This is a genomic window from Trichocoleus sp. ST-U2, from assembly GCF_039961875.1.
In the GTDB taxonomy this organism is placed as follows: Bacteria; Cyanobacteriota; Cyanobacteriia; order Cyanobacteriales; family FACHB-T130; genus FACHB-T130.
This window is the reverse complement of the sequence record NZ_JAMPJY010000033.1, coordinates 25,785-49,187: the sequence shown is the minus strand read 5'-3', so window position 1 is coordinate 49,187 and position 23,403 is coordinate 25,785. Positions and strand designations below refer to the sequence as shown.

General features: G+C 46.5%; 13 protein-coding genes and 1 other RNA gene. 7 read left to right on the top strand and 7 right to left on the bottom strand.

The features are described 5' to 3' along the window. Positions 1 to 136 precede the first annotated feature (136 nt). A complete protein-coding gene (locus tag NC996_RS19855; protein ID WP_190428667.1) occupies positions 137 to 1,090 on the top strand; it encodes a YihY/virulence factor BrkB family protein in 954 nt (317 codons plus the stop codon). An 8-nt stretch (positions 1,091 to 1,098) separates the two neighbouring features. Here NC996_RS19855 and NC996_RS19850 read toward each other — a convergent pair whose 3' ends face one another. The 4 genes from NC996_RS19850 to NC996_RS19835 all read right to left on the bottom strand — a co-directional run bounded on the left by NC996_RS19850 (position 1,099) and on the right by NC996_RS19835 (position 6,797). After that, on the bottom strand, positions 1,099 to 1,752 hold the full coding sequence (locus NC996_RS19850) for a hypothetical protein (protein ID WP_190687200.1): 654 nt from the start codon (positions 1,750 to 1,752) through the stop codon (positions 1,099 to 1,101). A gap of 560 nt (positions 1,753 to 2,312) precedes the next feature. Next, positions 2,313 to 2,704, bottom strand: a transfer-messenger RNA (tmRNA) gene (ssrA, locus tag NC996_RS19845). Positions 2,705 to 2,887: 183 nt separating this feature from the next. Then, the gene (locus tag NC996_RS19840; RefSeq protein WP_190687197.1) at positions 2,888 to 4,585 is read right to left on the bottom strand and encodes a serine/threonine-protein kinase; all 1,698 of its coding nucleotides are present in this window, start codon (positions 4,583 to 4,585) and stop codon (positions 2,888 to 2,890) included. 64 nt (positions 4,586 to 4,649) lie between these two features. Beyond that, entirely contained in the window at positions 4,650 to 6,797 is a 2,148-nt protein-coding gene (locus tag NC996_RS19835; protein WP_242037627.1) for a BamA/TamA family outer membrane protein, read from the bottom strand. Between the two features lie 224 nt (positions 6,798 to 7,021). Here NC996_RS19835 and NC996_RS19830 point away from each other — a divergent pair, with 224 nt between their 5' ends. Together NC996_RS19830 and NC996_RS19825 are read left to right on the top strand one after the other, a co-directional pair. After that, positions 7,022 to 8,347, top strand: a complete 1,326-nt coding sequence (locus NC996_RS19830) for a lipid-A-disaccharide synthase-related protein (protein ID WP_190687194.1) — start codon at positions 7,022 to 7,024, stop codon at positions 8,345 to 8,347. A 251-nt stretch (positions 8,348 to 8,598) separates the two neighbouring features. Then, positions 8,599 to 9,021, top strand: coding sequence for a response regulator (locus tag NC996_RS19825; RefSeq protein WP_190687191.1), 423 nt, complete (start codon positions 8,599 to 8,601; stop codon positions 9,019 to 9,021). 90 nt (positions 9,022 to 9,111) lie between these two features. Here the strand turns inward: NC996_RS19825 and NC996_RS19820 are convergent, their stop codons facing one another. The 3 genes from NC996_RS19820 to NC996_RS19810 form a co-directional block, all read right to left on the bottom strand. Beyond that, positions 9,112 to 9,837: a 2-phosphosulfolactate phosphatase family protein gene (locus NC996_RS19820; RefSeq protein WP_190415674.1), complete on the bottom strand. Its 726-nt coding sequence runs from the start codon at positions 9,835 to 9,837 to the stop codon at positions 9,112 to 9,114. Between the two features lie 80 nt (positions 9,838 to 9,917). Further along, positions 9,918 to 10,412 carry a thioesterase family protein gene (locus NC996_RS19815; protein WP_190415105.1) on the bottom strand — a complete coding sequence of 165 codons (495 nt, stop codon included), beginning with the start codon at positions 10,410 to 10,412 and terminating at the stop codon, positions 9,918 to 9,920. Positions 10,413 to 10,510: 98 nt separating this feature from the next. Beyond that, entirely contained in the window at positions 10,511 to 10,645 is a 135-nt protein-coding gene (locus NC996_RS19810; protein WP_277879693.1) for a hypothetical protein, read from the bottom strand. Positions 10,646 to 10,728: 83 nt separating this feature from the next. Here NC996_RS19810 and NC996_RS19805 point away from each other — a divergent pair, with 83 nt between their 5' ends. The 4 genes from NC996_RS19805 (at position 10,729) to NC996_RS19790 (ending at position 23,107) form a co-directional block, all read left to right on the top strand. Continuing rightward, positions 10,729 to 15,921 carry a tetratricopeptide repeat protein gene (locus tag NC996_RS19805; RefSeq protein ID WP_190687188.1) on the top strand — a complete coding sequence of 1,731 codons (5,193 nt, stop codon included), beginning with the start codon at positions 10,729 to 10,731 and terminating at the stop codon, positions 15,919 to 15,921. Positions 15,922 to 16,109: 188 nt separating this feature from the next. Beyond that, positions 16,110 to 17,255, top strand: coding sequence for a DUF928 domain-containing protein (locus NC996_RS19800; RefSeq protein ID WP_190687186.1), 1,146 nt, complete (start codon positions 16,110 to 16,112; stop codon positions 17,253 to 17,255). 108 nt (positions 17,256 to 17,363) lie between these two features. Beyond that, entirely contained in the window at positions 17,364 to 20,900 is a 3,537-nt protein-coding gene (locus NC996_RS19795) for a tetratricopeptide repeat protein (RefSeq protein WP_190687183.1), read from the top strand. Positions 20,901 to 20,953: 53 nt separating this feature from the next. Continuing rightward, positions 20,954 to 23,107: a caspase family protein gene (locus tag NC996_RS19790; protein ID WP_190687181.1), complete on the top strand. Its 2,154-nt coding sequence runs from the start codon at positions 20,954 to 20,956 to the stop codon at positions 23,105 to 23,107. The last annotated feature ends 296 nt before the right edge of the window (positions 23,108 to 23,403 follow it).

Below are 23,403 nucleotides of genomic sequence, written 5' to 3'. Positions count from 1 at the left end.
ATCGGTTACAACGATCAATTTTTAACAAAATTTGCCGATTTGTCATACACACTATCGATAGTTTTACAAAACCCCTGTAACCTTAGTAGTTGATTTGGCACAGTATAGAAAACGTTGTATACGGAATCAAACAATAATGCGCTCGTTCTTAGCCTATGCTGCTCTTAGAGGCTCCTCAATCCGTTTTTTCCGTTTCTTTCGACATCTCAGCTGGGCGACTTTAAAGAAAACCTTCCAGCGCGTAGCCCAACGGCGGTTAACAGGACTTTCGGCAGAAATGGCCTACAACGCCATGTTAGCTTTGTTTCCAGCCATTTTGGCAATCTTGACCGCAATTGGCCTGTTTCAATCCTCATCAGACACTTTTGAAGGGTTAGCTAAGCAATTGAGTGAAATTGCTCCTCAAGAAGCTCTTTTCCTTATTGAAGGTTTTGCCCGCGAAATCAGTCAATCGCAAAATCAAGGGCTGTTTTCCCTCAGTTTTGTTGCAGCTATTTGGGCGTCTTCTGGGGCGCTGAGTGCCGCCATGACCGCTCTCGATCAAATCCATCAGATTCCGCTAGAACAAACCCGACCCTTTTGGAAAGCCAAATTAATTTCTATCGCTCTAACAATTGGTACCATTGTCCTGCTGATTATTGCTTCCTTTTTAGTATTTATTAGCGACCTGATTGTGAAGCTATTAATCAGCCAAAGTGGATTATTGGAATTGTTAAGTATTTGGCGGCTTTTTAGCTGGCCTTTGGCATTAGGCATTGTCGCCTCAGCCTTTGCTTTTATCTATCGCTATGGTCCTAGCCGCTGGGTTGCTGGAACCCCGATTATGCCAGGAGCAATGGTAGCGGCTGTATCCTGGGCGATTATATCAGCTTTGTTTCGGCTTTACGTCTCTAACTTTGGTAATTACAACAAAGCCTATGGTGCAGTAGGTGCCGTTATTGTTTTAATGCTATGGCTGTATATGAGTTCTCTAGTACTGCTGATTGGCGATCAGTTAAACGTTACGGTGGGAGAATCTATGCGGCATCACAGCAAGGCGAAACTAGCCTCTTTAGAGGCTGAGTCGGCACCAGAATCAAAAGCTGGGTAAATTGAGATTTAAACTTTTTCTGGGTACTTCATTAAGGGAACCGTCGGTGTTTCCTCCTCAATGCGGATTTGCACTTCTTTGACATAGGAACTCATGTAAGACATCACTGCATAGATAAAGAGAACAACACCGACCATCTCCAAGCACTCTTCCAAGCTTGACATCAGCATATATCCAATCGCCTGTATTGTCTGCTTGGTTGAAGTGGCTCCCCAAATTAAACGACCATAGTGATATACGTAAAATCCACTCACTAACTCCATGCCAATCGACCCTCCAACAAAGAAAGTTCCGGCAATCAGAAATAAACGCCGTATCTTTGCGGGAAGATGAGCAAGGAATCTTAAAAAGAATATTAAGGTAAGAACGACAAAAGCGATGCCGAAAAGTACCCAAGTATAGTATAAAAATCCGGTAGCTTTGAATGTATCTCGAAGTGGCTCAATCGTCTTTTCATGGAAACTTAGCCATTCGTCTGCTGATAGAAAGAGAAAAAGAACCGACAGAGCGCCCCAGTGGAAGGTATAGCGATCGCTTTCAGTTTTCTTCGCGTAGGTAATAACCGCTAGCAAAATTGAACAAAGTAATAACAGCGATGCTGAAAACAATGCTGGAAAATTTTTCTCGCGATCGACGTTGAATAACTCTACTACTTTATTCAACCATAAGAGCTTATAACCTTGCTGGTATAAGAAGTGCCTTGTTAACTGACTGGCAAGGCTGGCAAAGATGAACCCTATGACTGCGAAAATCAGAAATCTCCTAGCTTTCTTTGGAGAGATGAAAAACTGCATTTTGAAACCTCTCTTAAAAAATTTAAGCTTGGTGAAACGGAGAGTTGAAAAATTTCCCGAATTTTTAAAGTGCTATTTGAGTGATAATGGGCGATTAAAAAGCAGGAAGTGTACGGGATTTCTCGGCTAGCGATCGCGATATCCAGCACAAATGGCACGAGGTTACGCTCGTGTTTTGGTAAAAGTCCCGCGTCAAAATGATTAAGAATAAGTTAATGACAGATTAAGCAATATATAACAAAGTGTCAAGTCAAAGTCTATTGAGATTTCCGTCGAAGAATGGACACCAACACGCAAAAGTGTTATTAGATCTGCTTTCCAGGAAAGTTGACTCTAAACGATTAACCTAAAATAATTAAAACTAAATTTATTAAAAGCAAAAACCACCTTGTACTTTTGGGTAGAAGGTGGTTTTAAAAAGTAATTAGAAGTGGAGCCTACGGGAATCGAACCCGTGTCCAAATTGGGTATTAACCTATCGCTCATTCACAGGCTTAGCCTATCTAACCCTCAAGGCGGGAACCATCCATTATCCCGGATGACAGGATTCTCTGATGAGGTCTTAGCTAGCAAATCTACCAGAGACGACTTGCTATCGCATCCGTTGGGGTTGTTCTGTAGCCCTTAACGGAGTCAGACTACAGACGCTCAGAAACCTAAGATGAGGTTTTTAGGCAACGACAGCTGCCTGACGAGCGAATGCTACGATGTTGTTTTTCGCAGTTACTTTTTTTTGAGTCCAGTATTAACGAGAGAAGACTCACTCTCGACCTGAATCACGGGGCAGCGTTCGCCAACCTGTCGAAACCATTAAGGCCCCCTGTCTTACATATCCTATTATAGTTATTTGTTGAAGGAATGACCGGATTTAAGAAGGTTTCCAGAGACAGTTTTAGGGAGTAATAGCCGAACGATTAAGTTCGGTTTAATCGGCGGTTGGCACCCCAAATTTAGAGGGAAAGGCGATCGCTGCCAACTGTACAAATGTCGATAGAAGCAGCAGCTAATTATCCTTCTGTTTGTCTGACTTGTCCGGTTTTTCCGGCTTGTCTGGTTTTTCCTGCTTTTCCGGTTTTTCCGGTTTTTCCGGTTTTTCCGGTTTTTCCGATTCCGGTTGGGATTGAGTTTCTGGTTTTGGTTTTGTGATGGGCACAACAACTGAATTCGGCGGTGCGGAAGTCTCTGGTGCAGAAGATGAAGGTTCCGGATTAGTCGGCTTGCGATCGCTGCGAGGGAATGGCGGCGTTATCTCCGAAGCGGGAGAAGATTGTGGATTGATAGCAGCCGGTGGGATTTGTTCGGATGTAGAAACCGGCTGTTTTTGCTCTTGAGGTTCTATTTCTGGCTGTCCGGCATTCTTGTTCGCCTCACTACTCGATCGCGGCTTGTTTGAGTTTGAGGATTTCGATGAAGTGTTTGAGGCTGGAACATCCCGGTTAACGCGCTGCGGCTGCGATTTTCTGCGGAAGGGTTTTTGAACTTCAACGGGTTTCCGTTCAGACTCAGCAGCAGTGCTATTGACTTTCTCTACGGATTCGGGAGTGACAGTTTGTGCCTCTTGTGGCTGATTTTGCGGCTGGGATTCCGGTTGGGCAACAGGGGAAGCGTCGGGCGGTTGAGGCTGACGCCAGACAGAACTCAACGCGATCGCTAAACCGGATGCGATCGCGATTCCTGTAGCAATGAAAAGACTGCGGGGATTTCGGAAGAAGGAAGAACTGGATTGATGGTTTCTCTCTTCTGGTACGGGCGAAGCGATCGCGCCTCCATTTCTTGAACCCGAATTTTTTCCCACCAAAGCTTCGCCTCTAGGCGGTGATGGAGAGATCGCTGGGATAGTTGCCACTGTATGAGTTGGCGGCATTGTTTCGGCAGTGGAACCTCCAAACTGAAGATCCGGCAACAGAGACAGCCACTCATCTACACTGCCAGGTCGATATTGAGCATCAACAGCCATCCCGCGCATCACCGCCTGATTTACCGCCGGACTTAGGTAGTGTTTTAAGTCGCGGGGCGCTGGCATCGGTTGCCTGTCTCTGAGTACCGCAGGCGTTGGTACTGTTGCCGTTAACAGCGCGTAAAGTGTGGAGGCTAACCCATAAACATCCGTCGCTGAGGTGCGCTTTGCTTGGGGCAGGTACTGCTCAATGGGGGCATACCCTTCGGAAACAATACTTGTGTGAGTTTGGGTTGAGTCTGGCGTAAACTCCCGCGAAATCCCAAAGTCAATCAGCACCACCTCTTGAGTTCCTTGGCGCAGAATGATGTTCTGGGGCTTGATATCCCGATGCAGCAGATTATTTTGATGCACCACTTTGACTGCTGCCCCAATCTGCTGCATGAAGTGGATAGCAGCGGACTCTGGCAGCGGCTTGTCCGGAAACACGACCTCTTGCAAAGTTTGACCCGCAATATAGTCCATTACCAGGTAGGGCAACCCAGCTTCCAAAAAGAAATCGTTAACCCGAACGATATTGGGATGGACGCACAACGCCAAACGTCTTGCTTCATCCTGAAACTGACGCCCAAATCTGGCAAAGTCAGGATGCCGACAGAGGGAATCGTTGAGCGTTTTAATGACTACAGGTTGCCCCAAGTAGTGGTGGGTGGCTTGAAAGGTAACGCCAAAGCCACCCCGTCCCAGTTCTCGATCGAGAGTGTATTTGCCACCCTGCAAAGTTTTGCCAACTAGCGTGTCCATGCAATCACCAAGAATGAAGGATGAGCTAATTTGAACTCATTTTAAATTTCTCTTCCTTCCGATGTTAGAACCTTTGACCGATCCCGAATTGGAGTCGGCTTTCACCGTGGTCGTTGATACCAAAGTCAGCCCTAAGCAAGCCAATCGGGGATTGGACGCGCACACCAGCTCCGTAGCCAAAGCCAGTTCCTTGTTTGCCACGGACAGTTCCAGGTTCTCCCGGCACCGTATCGCCAGAGCCTAAGTCGGAGCCAAAGTCAGCGAATAAAACGCCACCTACCGGCTTAAAAACTGGGAAGCGATACTCGGCAGAGGCTAACACATAGCTGCGACCGCTGGCAACATCACCACTTCCGTAGCCCCGTACAGAATTGATGCCACCTAGATTAAAGGCTTCATAGGGCGGGAGATTGCCGATGGTTGTGCCTCCCTGCACGTTGAAGGCTAATACATCTGGAGTTGCACCGTTGGTTAAATTAAAGGGTATGTACTGGCTGTAGTTTGCCTTAACCCGGTTCATCAAGATACTGCCGTTCCCAACCGGGATCGATTGTTCTGTACTGAGGCTGACGACCGAGCCTTTGGTTGGGTTAATTGGATTGTCTCGTTTGTCTTGTGCGATCCCAGCAGACACGGAAACTTTGTCGTCGATACCGTTTTGGCTATAGGAAAGGCGATTTCCTAATTCATCTACGGGTGAGAGATTGCCTTTGCTATCGCGGATGCTGGTGCGGGTGTAGTTCACGCCTACCGATGCCTGCACATCGCCTACAGGTTTCGTGAAGGTGACGCCGCCGCCAAACTGCCCTTCCCGAACTTTGTCCCCATTCGGCAGCTTGACATCTTCGTTAAAGGTTTCGGAAAGTTGCCGCTGTCGAGATGCCTCGATACTATATCCAGGGCGGTCTGGATTGCTGGCGCGATAGGGACTGGTAATATTCCCATTAAACTGTAAGTCGCTCCGGCTTGCTTGGACATTCAAACCTACCTGCTGGTTAATGCCCCCAAAATTCTGGTCTTTATAATTAATGCTGCCGAAGATGCCACTGTTCTCGCTGTAACCACCCCCAACGTTGACGGCGCGGGAAGTGCGTTCGGTCAGGTCGTAGCTCACGTCAACTTTTCGAGAATCACCACTGAGGGAAACATCCGCGTTGTCAAACAGCCCTAACTGATACAGCCGTTGCAAGTCTGTCCGTGCCGCATCGACCCGGAAGGGTTGACCCGGCTTCAGTTTTAACTCCTGACGGACGAAATTTTCTTGGGTGCGTCCTTTGGTTGGCTTGCCCTCGCTGTCCAAAAAGCGGATTTTCACATTCCCAACGGTACCCTCAGCGACTTCAATGGTGACTACCCCATCGCGGCTGGGTTGCACGGCTAGCACTTGTGCTGCCACATAACCATTTTGCTTGTACCACTGGTTGATTTGTTCGGCACTTTGGTTGAGGGCATTGGGGCTAATTTTTGCCCCCAGTTGGGATTTAAAAATGTCGTTGGCAACCGCTGGAGTCAGGGCTTGGGCACCGGAAAGTTTGAGCGATCGCACCACCAGGGGTTTCACCTCGAAGACTGTTCTCAGTCCATTTGGCTCGGTATAACTGTTTACGTTGGCATCAGTAAATAGTCCGGTCGCTAAAATCGCCGTTACATCCTTTTGCAGCTGGCTTTGACTGGTATCTCCACCCGGACGAGTTTTAATCGTTTGACGGACAATTTGCTGCAACTCTGGTGTCGCTCCCGCTACCTCAATACCTGTCGCGGTCACGACCAAATCTGGTGAATTGAGAGAGCTAGCAGGCGCTTTTTGGGGAACGCGAGTCGTCTGAGTAAATTGAGGCAGTGTCCGGGTTTCCGGTGCCGCAATGGCTCTCGCGGGGCGGGTGGTGGCAGAATTAACTGGAACAACCACTTGGCTATTGACGGGTTGTTGAGCTGGCGCGGATGGCTGGCGCGTACCCGAATTAACCGGGACAACGACCTGAGCATCTGCTATTTTTTGAGTTGCGGCTGTCGAGGAGGGCACATCGGAAGTGACTGGGACAACGACAACTTCTTCAGCGTTTGGTGTCTGGGTTGGAGATGAAGAAGTTGTACTGGCGCTAGCCAGAGAACTGAGATCGCTTGCAGCCAAAACCGCTAAAGTGCAAATAGCCAAAGAAGGAACGCGCATTATAGAAAACCAGGGAGAGAGAGGAGGAGAAGGAGATTGCATACAGATATCCAGCGAAATGGTATAAGACGGTAGCTAGTGTAAAATCGCTAATTGCTTATCGCTTACGAGGTTTTGTTAAATTTGACACTCGCTATTGCCGTCTGGTTCCATTCGTCGATTTTGAGTTTGGAAATTTTTCCCTGGCTTCTCTGGAGTCAGGAAGGTTGGATTTTGGATTGGCAATGGAGAAACAATCGAAAATCTAAAATCTGTGGAGGTCTGGGATGAGGGTACTGTGCCTCAGCAATGGTCATGGGGAGGACATTATTGCCGTCCGGATTTTGCAAGAACTTCAGCAACAGTCTCATTCTTTGGAACTAGCAGCCTTGCCATTGGTGGGTGACGGGCGAGCTTATGCTGAGTTAGATATCCCCATCATTGGTCACGTGCAAACGATGCCCTCCGGTGGCTTTATCTATATGGATGGGCGTCAACTGGTGCGAGATGTACAGGGCGGTTTACTACAGCTCACTCTTGCCCAGCACCGCGCGATCCGGAAGTGGGCGTCCCCAGGCAGAACCAAGGAGCGAAGCAGAGGCGTAATCCTGGCGGTGGGAGATATTGTCCCGCTACTATTTGGCTGGTTAAGCGGCGTTCCCTATGCTTTTGTGGGTACGGCTAAATCGGAATATTATTTGCGAGATGAAGCGGGGCCATTGCCACGGCGCGACCAAAGAGGGCGCTGGGAAGGTTGGTCTGGGTCTGTTTACCTGCCTTGGGAACGTTGGCTGATGAGTCAGCGGCGTTGTAAGGCGGTGTTTCCCAGAGATGGGCTGACAACTCAGATGTTAAAGAAGTGGCCTATCCCGGCGTTTGATTTAGGGAACCCGATGATGGACGGTTTGGAACCACCCAGACCAAAAGCAATATTTTATTCGTCAAATGCTGAACAGGAAGAGATGAGGCGATCGCTAATTGTGGCGCTTCTCCCCGGTTCTAGACCTCCCGAAGCTTATGCCAATTGGCAGCAAATTATGCAAGCTTGTGTGGGGTTAATGCAGGCATTTGCACCTCGACCCGTCCTATTTCTGGGCGCGATCGCACTGGGGTTAAATTTAGATCCTTTGCGCCAAACCCTTGAAGCTCACGGTTGGCGACAATCTAATGCACTGGGGGCAAATGAGAAATTCTCTTCCTCACCAATTTCTGACCCAGAAGCACTAACTTTTACGAAAGAAAATGGCACTCTGATTCTGACTCAGCACGCTTATAACGATTGCTTAAATCAAGCCGATTTAGCGATCGCAATGGCTGGTACGGCAACGGAGCAGTTTGTCGGATTGGGGAAACCCGCGATCGCGATCCCCGGAGAAGGTCCTCAGTTTACGAGCGCCTTTGCCGAAGCTCAATCTCGCCTGCTAGGACCCTCCCTGATTTTGGTAGAACAACCCACTAAAGTCGCCGGGGTTGTGCAATATTTATTACGCGACCCCGATCGGCTGCAACTGATTGCTGAAAATGGACGCCGCCGCATGGGAGAAGCAGGAGCCGCTGAGCGGATTGCGGCTTGTGTGATGGAACGCTTGTTGGGTTTTTACTTTTCAATTTAGGCTCAACCCATTGCTAATTGCCACTGACAGTAGGGGAGCAAAGTTGTTCTTCCCCTACTCTGATGGCGTAGCCTTGTTGAAAGAAATGATTGCCCAACTCATGCCCACCCCGTTTATTTAATTGAGTTTATGTCCCAACTATAATAGAGAATAAAGAATGAGTTTCGTTGAGAGTAGATTGCTTTGAGCTGAGCAAATACATTTTAGGTTTGGGCTTCGCCCAGCTATTGATTAGAGAGGGATCAAAATCCATGTACAAGATAGGTGTATTGGATGATGATGAAAATTGGTGTTTGATTATCGAGCGATTTTTACGAAAAGATTTTGAAGTTCATATTTATAAAACAGTCTTTACGTTTTTACAAGAAATAGAAAATTACGATTTACTGATTATAGATTTTTCTATTCCCCCAGCTCCGTATGAGAGAGGCATGGATGGTTGCGAGATCATCAATCATATAAAAAATGATCTTATAAATCCTCCCTTATTAGTTTTAGCAACCGGCTTTATTAGTGCTAATGAGTTAGAGTTTGGCAGAGAAATCTGTCCGGAAGCAGATGCTTTTTTATCGAAAGATGCCGGGTTAGACATCATTTTGAATGAAATCAAACGACTGCTGAATTCTAAAGATAGTGATGCATCTAATCGAGCGATCGCAAATCCACCCAGTTAGATGCCTCATGACTCTACAAACAATACATTTCCCGTTCGTATTCGCTTTGTAAACTGCGTTTTACAGACGGAGAAAAGTAATAAGGCGTGCTTAGATATTCTTAACCAACACTCCAATGTCTCGTTGAATCGGCAGCACATCTAAAATATCGGTTTGGGAGCAATATTTCAGGTCTTCTTGACAATCGAGGCGTAACAGCCGTTGACCGTGACTGGCGTGGTGGAACAACTCTAGTAAATTATTTTGCCACTGCTGGTAAAGAGCGATCGCGGCACATCCTTCATCGTTACCTATTTCTAGCGAACCTTTCTCTTGCAAAGAATGAGCGATCGCACCTGCACACACCGTATCCTCTAAGGAAAAACTACCTTCCCAACCCGATCCCAGCAGCCAAACCGTCTCTGGCTGCTTGCTGAGAACGTATTCTACCACCGCTTGACGATTCACTAACGCTGCTGCCAGAACCACTGGAGCCTTCTGTACTCGCGTTAGGGCGCGAGTGCCATTCGTAGTACTGATAAATAATCGTCGTCCCTGTACGCGCTCTGGCGTACAATCCAGGGGAGAATTGCCCAAATCGCAGCCAGACACTTTAGCACCGCCTCGTTCACCAGCGCGCAACCGGAGATCGGCTTGCCACTGTTCGCTGACTTGCATCAAGGTTCCCATATCGCTAAAGACTTGGACAGCCTCAGCACCCGCATTCAGCGCGGTGGCGATAGTAGTCGTAGCGCGGAGTACATCGATGGCGATCGCACACTCAGGTACGCTGTCGGAGGGAGTCAGTTCGGGCGTGTGGTAGACAAATAACTTCACAATTAAGGTTTTACCTGCAATCAAAACTATTGACTTAACATTTTAGGGAGCATTAGGTAGGAAAGCCTACCAAATTTAGATTAAACCGCTGAAAGTCGTGCCAACGCATCTTTCATCGTGGGTGGTAACTGGCGCATAATCTTACCCTTCTCTCGATCTACTACCACTAACGTGACTTTGGCAGTGACGTACAACTCTTGTCCATCGAGAGATTGAATCTGATAATCCCAATTGATGCGGACGCCCTCGGTATCTGCCATGCGCGTCTTCAGCACCGCACTCATTCCCATCCGCAGAGGGCGGTGGTAGCGCACCGAAAGATCCACAACCGGCATATCGCATCCCAAGGCGACTAAATCTGCAAATTCGATGCCAATTGAGCGCAGGCATTCCACCCGCGCTTCCTCCATCCAGGCAATATAGGAGCCATGCCAGACAATCCCTGCATAGTCAGTATGGTGAGGATGCGCCTTGACTGGGTATTCAAACCAGTTCTCTGTCGTAGCTGTTAGAGAGACGCTTTCAATCGCGCCTGTAGGTGGCAGTGATGGCGAGGTTTGTGGTTCTTCTGACACGTTGCCTATCGTCCTCAATACACCTAGAGGATTGTACCTCTAGACTGAGCGCGATCGCCTCCTGAGATTGTCAGATGACTCTTCTCCGTGATAACCCATCAACAGGGACATAAAGCCTGTACGCGAGTGCTGTTCTCAATGCGATTCTTCCGTAACAAGCGATCGCAAGCGTGGATCTCTTCCAGTAGCATAGAAATTTTCTGCTTGCCAACCGTGATTTCCTCAGAAAGCATCTGGCTTTTGCCGATTCCCTACTGATGAAATGACCAATTTCTAAGCCAGCCATCTGCTAAACCGCTTGTGGAGGAGTTGCCCAATGCATCGTCGCGTCTATCACCTCAGCCTTCTCACGATTAGCCTGCTTCTCACCCTTCACCCTTCATCCTTGATCCTCGATCGTTCTGAAAGCGCTTTAGCACAGGCACCAACTTCTACAGACCAAAAAACTGAAGCGGATCGACTTTTCCAACAAGGCATACAGCAGTATCGTCAAGGGCAATACCCAAAGGCACTCGCCACCTATCAACGGGTGCTAGAAATACAGCAACAACTGAATGACAAAGCCGGAATTGGGCAAACCCTGAACAACATCGGCGAGGTTTACTACTGGTTGCGGCAACCTGACAAAGCTTTAGATGTTTTGCAGCAAGCTTTGGCTATTCGCAGAGAATTAAAAGATCGTACAGGGGAAGGAGAAACCCTAGATAATATTGGCTTGAGTTATTTCTGGAATGACCAAAATGACAAAGCTTTAGAAACCTTGCAACAAGCTTTGGCGATTCGTCGGGAAGTACAAGACAAAGCAGGAGAAAGTAAAACCCTCAGTAGTCTTGGCACGCTTTACGCGGGTGGTCTTCAGCAATATCCCAAAGCCTTAGAAAGCTTACAGCAAGCGCTGGCAATCCAACAAGAATTAGGGGATAAATTTCTACTAGGAATTACTATGCGCCGAATGGGGACAGTCTATCGAGGCATGAAAGAGTATCCTCGTACTTTGGAGTGGTTGGAGAAATCGTTAGCCCTCAGCCGCGAAGTGCAAAACCGTGTAGGTGAAGGGGAAACTCTCTATCAGATCGGCTTAACTTACTTTAATCAAGACAAGTATGACCAGGCTTTGCAATTTTATCAGCAAGCATTGCCTCTTATTCAAGCCGTAGGAATTCACCTAGTAGAAGCTGGCATTCTCGAAGGAATGGGAGATTCTTACTTTAATCAAAAACAATATGAGCAAGCGATCGCTTTTTACCAACAATCCCTCCCTGTTGTCAGAGAAGTAAAGAATAAGTCCCAAGAAGTTGGCATTCTTCTATTCATAGGGAAGGCTTACAGCAGTCTCAAGCAATACGAGCAAGCGATCGCCTTTAAGCAACAAGCTCTGGCAATCGCGCAAGCCATTCCCAATAAAGCGCAAGAAGCCAATGTTCTCTCTGGAATAGCCTATATTTACTTTAGTCAAAATCAATATGAGCAAGCGATCGTATTCTATCAACAAGGACTGGCGATTACACGAGAAACCCAAGATAAGCCCCAAGAGTCTAACTTTCTATCTCTAATCGGAAGTTCTTACTATTTGCAAGGTAAAGACGAGCAAGCCATTGAATTCCTTCAAAAATCATTAGCTATTCGCCGAGAAATCAAGGATAAACCCGCTCAACTAGAAACCCTAATCTTGTTAAGTGGAATATATAGCTCAACAGCCATATCATTTGTCAACAGAGGGGTGTATCCTCAAGCAAAAGCAGAGTATTCTCGCGTGATAGAGTTGGCACAGGAAGCTTTAAACCTTGCCAGAGAATTGAAAAAAACAAAATCAGAAGCAAGTGCTTTAATTCATCTGGGAGCAGCTTACAGCTTCTTTCAAGACGAGCGAAAAGCGATTGAAGTGTTACAACAAGCGATGAGCATTGCGCGAGAAACCAAGGATTTAGGTATTGAAGACTCAGCTCTGACTCAGCTTGCTAGCATTTACAATACTCAGGACGACTCTCGCAAATATATTGAAATCAGGTTGCGACAAGTCGAAATTGCACGACAGCAAAATAATAAACGGGGTGAGGCAGATGTTTTACTCACTTTAGCCAGCACCTATAACGTACTTGGAGAAAATCAAAAGGCAGTCGAAACCTACCAGCAAGCATTAGCCGCAGCGCGACAAATCGAAATCGCTAAACTATTGCCAAATTTACAAGATAGTGCTTTAAGCACAGAATCGAGTGCGCTATCTGGCTTAAGTCTGAGTTACAGCAATCTTGGGGAATATGACAAAGCTATTGATTGGGCGCAACAGCTATTAAAGCGTGCACAAACCCTCGGTAAACCTGAATTAGAAGTAGACGCGCTGCTGCGGTTGGCTTTCTTATACAATGTACCTCTCAAAAATGTTCCGAAAGCCATTGAAGTCAGTCAGCAAGCCTTAACCATTGCGCGGAAAATCAAAGAATCCTCCCTTGAAGCAAAGGCACTGGCAAGCTTGAGCAGCGCTTACAACAAACAGGGAAACTATCCCTTAGCGTTGCAGTCGGCTGAGCAATGTTTAGCAATTGCCAAGCAGCTAGAAAACCCCCAACTAGAGCAGAATGCTTTGGATATTCTTGAAGAAATTTACTCCAACCAAGGTAACTATCAAAAAGCGGTGGAGTTTGCTCAAGCTAGGTTGGCAGTAGTGCAAAAGGCAAAACTGAACAACTATGAAATCAGTGCTTTAACTTCCCTAAGCCAGAGTTATGGCTTGTTAGGTGATACTACCAAAGCCGTGGAAACAGCCAAGCAAGCTTTAACTTTAGCACGACAAAGGCAAAATACTTCTCGTGAAGCCTTAGCTTTAAATGCTCTCAGCGACGCCTACAGAGTTCAAGGAGAATACGAACAGGGGATAGCAGTAGGACAAACGTCTTTGGAGATATCGCGCAAAAACAAAGATTTCATTGGAGAAGTAGCGGCGGCGACTATTCTTAGTGGAATGTATGAGGCTTTGGGAGAATATCAAAAAGTAATTGCAGTTGCAGAGCCAAGTTTAGCACAGGCAAGGAAAATAAATAATCGCGAACAAGAAGCAGAGTTACTAATCAAGTTAGGAAACTCTTACGGAATTATTGGCAAATACACAGAAGGCAAACAGTTAGTAGAGCAAGGATTAGCAATTGCGCGAGAATTAAAAAATCGTAGGCTAGAATCCCATGCTTTAGCTCGGTTGAGTAACCGCTACAAAGATTTAGGTGAATATCAGAAAACATGGGATTCACTTCAACAAAGTTTGAAAATTGCCCGTGAAACTAATATTCCAGCAGCACAGACCTTACCGCTAACTTCTCTGGGGATTGTTTATGCTGAGCTTGGGGATTACCAAAAAAGTAACGAATTCTATCAACAAGCACTGCCCATACTACGTCAACTCAAAAATCGCTTTGACGAAAGCCTTGTGCTGCTTTTTATCGCCCAAAACTATTTTGCCCAAGGAAATCCACAAAAAACAATTGAATCCGCTCAAGAAGGATTAGCAATTGCGGAAGAAATTAAACAGCCACAAGTCCAAGCATTTGCTAATATCTTGCTAAGTCTTGGTTATGGACAACTGGGTAATGACAAACAAGCAATGGAAGCCGCTCAAACTTGGTTGAATTTTACTAGAAAAGTCCAAAATAAAGTTTGGGAAAAACAAGCTCTTACTCTAGTGGGACATATTCATCGCAAATTTAGACGCCAAGAAGAAGCCATTGAGGTATATCAACAAGCACTTGCGATCGCAACCGATAATCAAGCTCCTGGCGCTGATGCTTTCATTTATTCAGGATTAGCGCGTATCTACTACAATTTGAATCAGTCAAGTGTTGCCATTACTTACTATAAGCAATCGGTTAACAAAATTGAGGAAGTCAGGCGTGGTATCGAAGGTTTACCACAAGAGTTACAAAAATCTTTCTTGGATGCAACAGTTGATTTCGACAAGGTGAAGGTATCTGATATTTATCGTCAGTTAGCAGCTTTGTTGCTCTCACAAGGACGGGATAAAGAAGCCCTACAAGTACAACAACTGATGAGAGAGCAGGAAATTCGCGAAGCCATCAGTCCTAGAAGTGCTACGGGGGATAAGCCTAATATTCCACTCTCTCCAACGGAGACAAAGATTCCTGCTCAAAGCGAGTCTATTATTGCCTTAGCAAGGCAAATTAATGAGTGCGAAAGTACCAACTGTAGTCAACTTAAAGAGCTTACTACTCGTCGTACCTCTCTGATTGTTGAATTTGACCAACAATTGCAGAAGATTGACCAAGAAATTCGCGCTAACCGTGCCAAAGATGACGCTTTCTTTGACCCAAACAAACTGGCAAAAGCTCAAGAGATTGTCGAAGCGCAACCAGGCACAGTGATGATTTATCCCTTGGTGCTAGAAAACGAACTGTGGTTACAACTATATGCCCCAGGGGGTGCGGTCAAAACCGTTAAAGTTAACGTCGGAAGAGATGAATTAGGAAAAACGGTCAAAGAGTTCCGCGATTTAATGAAGGAGTGCGAGAACGCTGCTCATTGCGGTTCTGCTGAAGCTAATAAGATACAAGCTGTTAGCCTAAAACTTTATAACTGGCTAATCAAAGACTTAGAGGCGGAACTTCAGAATAAGAATAACCAGGTGAAAAACTTGGTCTTTGCTCTCGACAGAGTGACGCGCTATATTCCAATGAGCGCCCTTTATGACGGGAAACAATACCTAATCGAAAAATACACCATCTACAATGTATTGACAGAAGATACTGACACCCGCGATAAACTACCTGTCGGCACTCAAAATAGCCCTGTTTTGGCAATGGGATTATCTGATGCTGTCCCTGGTTTTGGTTCTCTACCAAATGTGCCTGCTGAAATCGATGCGATTGTGCGTCAAGAAACTAAAAATAATCAGGGAATTTATCCCGGTCAAAAGTTTTTAAACCGTTCTTTTGACTTTGCTACTCTGCAAGACAATTTGAAAAATTATAGAATTTTACACCTGGCGACTCATGGGGTATTTGTTCCTGATAGCGCAGATAAATCCTACATCCTCTTAGGAACTGGCGAACAACTCACGATTCCTCAGATAAAAACTTTAACCGGGTTAAATAACATTCATTTGGTTGTACTGTCAGCTTGCCAAACCGCCTTGGCTGGTCCCCGTCAAGACGGCATAGAAATTGCTAGTATGGCTTACCACTTCTTAAACCGGGGAGCGAAGGCGGTGATGGCTTCCCTGTGGCTCGTGGACGATAGCAGTACCAGTCTCTTGATGCAGCAATTTTATAAAAATTTAGCTAACGGCACCTCTGAAAAGGCGGTGACTAAAGCGGAAGCGTTGCGCCAAGCTCAACTCAATTTGTTACAAGGCAATGTCTCAACAGCAGCCAATACCAATCCTCGGGGTGGCATTATTGTCGAACAAATACCTGGTTCTAGACCGCCGATAACCCCCAGCAACGGCTCAAAATTTTCTCACCCGTATTATTGGGCACCGTTCATTTTGATAGGAAATGGACTTTAAAAACTATCAAAATTCAGGTACTTGGTAAAGGTAAAAGAGATGGAAAATATTTCTCACCTTCTTACTTACGATTCTGCACCCTTTATTCAGCTTAGGAATGGATAATAACACGCCCAACTCAGATAGTTGATGCTTTAGCGATTGGCTATACTAGAGGCGCTTAACGCTCAGGAGAGGCAACAAATGCAATGAAACAAAGAATCCTAGCCACCGTTGGGCTGTTATCTGCCCTCTGGTTCGCTACGCCAGTGAGAGCGGAAAATCCCGAACATCTTAAACGGTTGCTGGAAACCAATAAATGCTTGAATTGCGATCTTAGTGGTGCCAACCTGATTAGTGCCAGATTGGTTGCAGCCGACTTGAGAGGAGCTAACCTGAGTGGTGCCAACTTAAGCGGCGCTGACTTGTCTGGTGCTAACTTGACCAATGCCAACTTAACCAGTGTGAATTTGAATAACGCTAAATTAACGGGTGTTATTGGACTTTCTAACAATCTTGTCTCTTTGGAGCCAAGAACACAGAATAGGCAGGAAGGTGGAGGATTCCGTTTGAGGGGTATTGTTTACAATCCTCCAGAGCAAGAAGTTCCGAATATTCGGGAACCAGGAGCCTCGCGTGGTCGTAGCGCCTGTATTGTTGATGCAGAGGGTCTAACTGCGTTGATACCAGGCAAGAATTTTGGGGTAACGGTTACAGGATATCCAACCTTCTTCTTTTATATTCCAAAAAATGTCCCGCAGACAGCAGAGTTGATGGTATGGGATGTAGAGGGAAAGCAGGTTGTTTACGAGACCACTTTCAAGATTTCTCAAAATCCTGGTGTTGTTAGCGTTAGCCTCCCCGAACAAGCAGGTATAAAACCGCTACAAGTTGGAAAAACATACCGTTTTTCCTTAGCACTGCTTTGCGACCCTGAAGACCGGGGGAGTAATATTTCGGTTGAAGGCTGGATTCGACGCAACGAATTAAGCGCCTCTCTTGCCAGTCAATTACAGCAAGCATCTCCCCAAGAGCGTCCAGTTATCTATGCAAAAGCTGGCATCTGGTATGAGACTCTGACGACTCTGGCTGAGCTACGTCGCGATCGCCCTAACGATACTACGCTAGCAACAGCCTGGGAAGATTTGTTGAAGTCAGTGGGACTTGAGGCGATCGCTACCGCACCCTTGCTTCCGCAGCAAACACAGGGAAGCACTCCACCAATCTCTCAACCTGCTGGTGCTTTAAATGCACCTGAAGGGCAGGCAGGGGGCGGAACCCAGCTTAGAGGTGGCGCTTACAATCCTGCGGAAATTGCAGCTCCTGGCGCGACACAAGGAGGAGGATCTCGCTGACGATTGGATAAACTTTCTACTGGTAAGACTGACAGATATCAATTACTTACCGCAAAAGAAACGCGATGAAGGATATTCAAGCTAATCCGCTTGTGTAGCAGTATTTTTATGCGTTCCCCTATCCAGAAACTTAGCTTTACTACAGCCTTACTTTTATCTTTCAGTTACTTCTTCCCAATGGCAGCGAGGTCCTTAGCCTTACCAGAGTTCGTGGTGGAACCAGCACAAAAAACGCGGTTTATCGCATCTCGACAAGAGCAAAAAACTGAGGCAGATCGGCTGTTTCAACTAGGCATTCAGCAATTTCGCAACAGCCAGTTTAAAGAAGCTCTGCAAACCCTAGAAAGAGTTCTGGAAATTCGCCAAAGAATTGGCGATAAACCAGGGGTTGGTGAAGCACTTACTAGCCTGGGGGAAGTTTACAACGGCTTGAGTCAATACGCCAAAGCTTTAGAAAGCTTACAGCAAGCGCTGCCTCTCCGAAAAGAAGTGGGCGACAAGGTAGGCGAAGGACGGACGTTAACAGAAATTGGTGCTACTTACCGGGAGTTAGGACAGTTTCCTAAAGCAATGGAGATTCTACAACAAGCATTGGGAATTCTAAAAACAACAGACGACAAGGTAGGCGAAGGAAACGCTCTCTATAATATTGGCATTGTTTATAGCGGTCAGGGACAATATCCGCAAGCACTAGAGTTCCTTCAGCAAGCTTTGGAAACGGCGAAAGCAGCAAATGACAAGCTAGGCGAAGGCAGAACTCTGAACACGATTGGCGGAGTTTATGACAGCCAGGGACAGTATCAAAAGGCGATAGAGTTTCAACAACAAGCTTTGAAAATTCTTAGGGATATTGGCGATCGCTTAGGTGAAGTCCGCACTCTAAATAACTTGGGCATCACTTATCGAAAGCTAGGCAGGTATCCTCAAGCCCTAGAAGTCCATCAACAAGCTTTAGCCATTAGCCGAGATATCGGGAATCCCGCCAATGAAGGGCGTAACCTTTACAACATTGGTGTCGTTTATCGCAGCTTAGGCAACTATCCTCAAGCTCTGGAATATTACCAGCAAGCTTTAGCCATTAGCCAAGACATTGGTGACAAGACAGGTGAAGGGCGCACCCTCATTGGTATCGGGGCAGTTTATGACAGTCTGGGGCAGTATCCAAAAGCGCTAGAGTCTTACCAGCAAGCGTCGGGAATTCTTAAAACCATCGGCGACAAGGCAGGTGTTGGGGCGACTCTCAATAACATTGGGGGAGTGTACTACAGCATGGGCGAGTATTCCCAAGCACTGGCATTCTATCGGCAGGCATTAGAGATTGCTAGAACCATCGGTGACAAAGCTGGTGAGGGGCGCACGCTCAGCAACATGGGGGGAGTTTACGATAGTTTAGGTCAGTATCCCCAAGCACTGGAATTCTATCAACAAGCTTTAGCTAACCGCAGAACTATCGGCAACCGCGCGGGTGAAGGAAATACCCTCAACAGCATTGGAGGAGTATACGAGAACTTAGGGCAGTACTCTCAGGCGCTAGCATTCTTCGAGCAAGCTTTGGAGATTCGTCGAGAAATCGGCGATAAAGCAGGAGAGGGAACGACTCTCAACAATCTTGGCGAAACTTACCGCAATTTAGGTCAATATCCCGAAGCGTTGAAATTCTATCAGCAGGCGGTGGGGATTCTTAAAGAAATTGGCGACAAGGCGGGTGAGGGAGTCACCCTCAACAATATCGGAGTTGTTTCTAACCAGTTGGGACAGTATCCCCAGGCGCTGGAGTTCTTTCAGCAAGCTTTAGCAATTCGTCAAACCGTTGGCGATCGGGCTGGCGTTGGAGCTACTCTGAATAACATTGGGGGAGTTTACAACCAGTTAGAACAGTATCCCCAAGCGCTAGAGTTTTTTCAGCAAGCATTGGGAATTGCTAGAGAAATTGGCGATAAGACAGGCGAAAGAATTGCGCTTGGCAATATGGGTTTTCTGTTAGAGAAACAGAACCAGCCAGAATTAGCGATCGCTTTCTACAAGCAAGCCGTGAATGTCACAGAAGTAATTCGCCAAGATTTACGAGTGCTGCCACGAGAGCAACAGGAATCCTATACTCAAACCATTGCCGACACCTATCGCGCCTTCACTAACTTGTTACTGTCCCAAGGGCGAATTTTAGAAGCTCAACAGGTGTTAGAACTATTGAAAATCCAAGAATTACCCAACTATACAAAAAATGCGAGAGCTGGGGATAAAACTTCAGGAATCGCCTTAAATCCCATTGAAGAAAAGATTCTCAAAGAAAATGGAACCTTAATCGCTTTTGGGCAGCAAGTGGAGCAGTGCAAGCAAAATCGGTGCAGCCAGTTGAGCCAATTTAACGATCGGCTTCAGGCTTTGACCGAACAATATAATCAGACAATTGAAACCATTCAAAAAGAAATTCGCAGCCGTCGCGCTCAAGATGATGCCTTTTTTGATCCTAATAAACTTAGTAAAGCTAAAGAAATCGTCGAAGCTCAACCAGGTACCGTGCTGATTTATCCCTTTGTACTCAAGGACAAAATTTGGCTGCTATGGGCATCGAAAGGAGGTATTGTTAAAAGCCTGGAAGTTCCCGTGACGCAACGGCAATTAGGCGAATCTGTTTTAAAATTCCGCCAGTTAGTAGAAGATTCCCGGTCTGACATTGCCGAAGTCAAGGCGACGGGTAAACAACTCTACGACTGGCTCATTAAACCGATTGAACCCGAACTTAAAGGGAATAAAATTCAAAATTTAGTTTTTTCGATGGATCGGGTTACTCGCTACATTCCCATTAGTGCATTGTTTGATGGCGAAAAATATTTAATTGAGAACTACTCCGTTTCTACGGTGCTATCTGCTGACTTAACAGATGTACGCGATCGCCTTCCTCCTGGCATTCAAAATACCTCCGTTCTAGCGTTAGGGCTATCTCATGCAGTTGCTGGCTTTAATTCCCTGCCCAATGTCCCAGCAGAATTAGATGCGATCGTGCAAAAGAAACCGAACGACACAACTGGAATTTATCCGGGAAATGAATTTCTCAACAATGCTTTTGATTTTCCTACCTTGCGAGATAATCTGACAGGTCATCAGATTTTGCATATTGCTACCCACGGTCAATTTGTGCCAGGACGCCCAGATGATTCATTTCTGCTATTAGGTACGGGTGAGAAATTAACAATTTCTCAGATTCAAACTTTACAAGATTTGGGCAATGTTCATTTGGTTGTGCTATCAGCTTGCGAAACGGCACTGGGTGGGCCAGACCAAGATGGTGTAGAGATTGCTGGCATCAGCTACTATTTCCTCAATGCTGGAACCAAGGCAGTAATCGCTTCCTTGTGGCTGGTGGACGATCGCAGCACCAGTCAACTGATGCAAAAATTCTACGGCTATTTAGCTCAAAGTACACAGCAGGCACCAATGACAAAAGCTACAGCCCTTCGCCAATCTCAACTGGGCTTGCTGCACAGTGATTTCTCAACCCCAGCGCCTAATAATGTTGATAGTCGCGGCAGTATTAATGTTGAAGCGATGCCAAATTCTAGAAGCGAAAATCCTCTCAGCACTAGGTCAAAATTTGACCATCCTTACTATTGGGCACCTTTCATTTTGATTGGAAATGGACTTTAAAAAATTTTGAGTTTTGAGTTAAGACAGTAACACCAATCTAGTTAGAAGTAATTATGCCTTACATTAAGCGTCGTCAGTTTTTGCAGTTTGCTGGATCGACTTTGGCAACGCTGGGTTTGAGCCAGCTGGAGATTATGCAGCAAGGAGATCGCTTTGGTCGTGCGATCGCTCAAGGAACACCTCGGAAACTTGCCTTGCTGGTGGGGATTAATGCCTATCCAACAGCACCGTTGCGAGGATGTGTCACTGATGTCGAGTTGCAGCAACAACTGCTGATTCACCGATTTGGCTTTAATCCGAAAGACATTCTGCTCCTGACTGATGGGCAAACGACCCGCAAGGGCATCTTAAATGCCTTTGAAGAACACCTGATTAAACAAGCTAAAGCCGGGGATGTCGTGGTCTTTCACTTCTCAGGGCATGGTTCCCAAGTAACCGATCCCGACTGCGACTTCAAAGACCCGACAGGGAAGTGTCTTAATAGTACCTTTGTGCCCATCGATAGTGCGCTGCCTACCGGATTTCCCAATGAAAGAGGCGTTGTCGAGGACATCATGGGGCACACCTTATTTTTATTGATGGATGCCCTGAAGACAGAGAACGTTACCGCAGTGCTGGATAGCTGTCACTCAGGTGGCGGCAAACGGGGGAATTTAGTCGTGCGATCGCGTGATGGGGGTTCCCAACTTCAACCAGTTCCTGCCGAAATAGAATATCAGGAACAATGGCTCTCTCGCCTGAATCTCTCACCCGCTGAATTTGTGCGTCGCCGTCGCGAGGGTGTCGCCAAAGGTGTCGTCATCGCCTCCGCCAAGCGGGAACAGTATGCCGCAGATGCCCCATTCAGCGACTTTTATGCCGGTGCTTTTACTTATTTAATGACTCAATATCTGTGGCAACAAACTGGCAGCGAATCTTTTGCCAGCGCCCTCCCTAATATTGGTCGTAACACTACACGGATGTCATCTCGGCAAAACCCTGAATTTGAGGCAAAACCAGGCAGCAATAATCTCAAGCAACCGATGTACTTTATTGGTCAACAAACGCCTCCAGCGGAAGCTGTGATCACTAAAGTAGAAGGCAACCAAGCTCAATTATGGCTGGGCGGACTTAACCCCCAAAGTTTAGCGGCTTTTGAGCAAGATGCCCTCCTTACCGTAGTAGACTCCCAAGGGCGCGAACAAGGAGTCGTGCAGTTAGAATCTCGTGAAGGCTTAATCGGACGCGGAAAATTGTTAAAAACTGCCAAACCCGGATCGCTGTTGCAGGAACGCACTCGTGGGATTCCCAGTGATGTAACGTTAAAAATTGGTCTTGACCCCTCTTTAGGCAACGACACCGCGCAGGCAAAACAAGCTTTGCAAGCGATCAAGCGCCTTGAACCTGTACCTTTACAACAGCAAGAGGTGCAATACATCTTTGGAAGGATGAAGAGTGAGGGCAGTTTAGGTTTATTTTCGCCAGCGATGGAGCCGATTCCTGACTCCTTTGGCAGTGCTGGTGAAACCGTAGCCGATGCTGTCAGTCGCCTGCAAGCCAAACTGAAATCTTTACTAGCAGCCAGGATTGTCAAACTCACTCTGAATACCAATTCATCGCGCCTAAACGTCAATGCTTCGATGAATCGAGCCGGTCAAAATGAAATTTTGGCTAGCGCTTTCACCGTTCGCGGTAGCGATCGCAGTATCGGTCAAAAAACTTCTTCCAATAATTCTTCAGGAAATCTTCCCTCAGATGCCCGAAAGTTACCAATCGGAACGTCGGTGCAGTTCCAGATTACAAATAACGAGCCGCGCGACCTCTATTTCAGCGTCCTAGTCATTGACCCAACGGGAGAAATATCGGCAATCTTCCCGAATCAGTGGACGGCGACCGATGATGTTACGCAGGTGAAGGCTGGGCAAACACTACAAATTCCTGGGACTGACGATCAATTTAACCTTGTCACCCAAGAACCCAAAGGAGTCGCAGAAGTCCTGATTGTTGCCAGTAGCACGCCCCTGCGAAAAGCCCTGCAAGCGTTGCGAAACCTAGCACCACGGGATACAAGAGGCCCCGTAGCTCTTTCGGAGCCAACTCAAGTGGTCGGCGATTTGCTGGATGACCTCGCGGAAGGCACGCGCGGCACTGGAAACTCTCCCCAAGGCGTGAGTAACGTAGATACAACTCAGATGGCGGCGATGTCGATTACCTTTGAAGTTATTTAACCGTTCCGGCGAAAATACAAAGCAGTATCTTGAGAACCGATCCACTTGGGGGTGGAGGTTGAGTGCTTCACGCCTGAAGATACTGCTAAAGACGGAAATCTGCTGTTTAAACTAGCCCCATAGCAGAGACCGTGATACCTTTAAAAATAATGTTAATATCTTGCAATAATTAGGAGCGATCGCAAACGTCTCGCCTCGATACTGCTGTAAACCACTCGATATCCATAAAGGTCGAGTGCAAAGATTACAGTAATTTAGGATACAATTCTCTAATGAGAATCGCCCATGAGTATCGA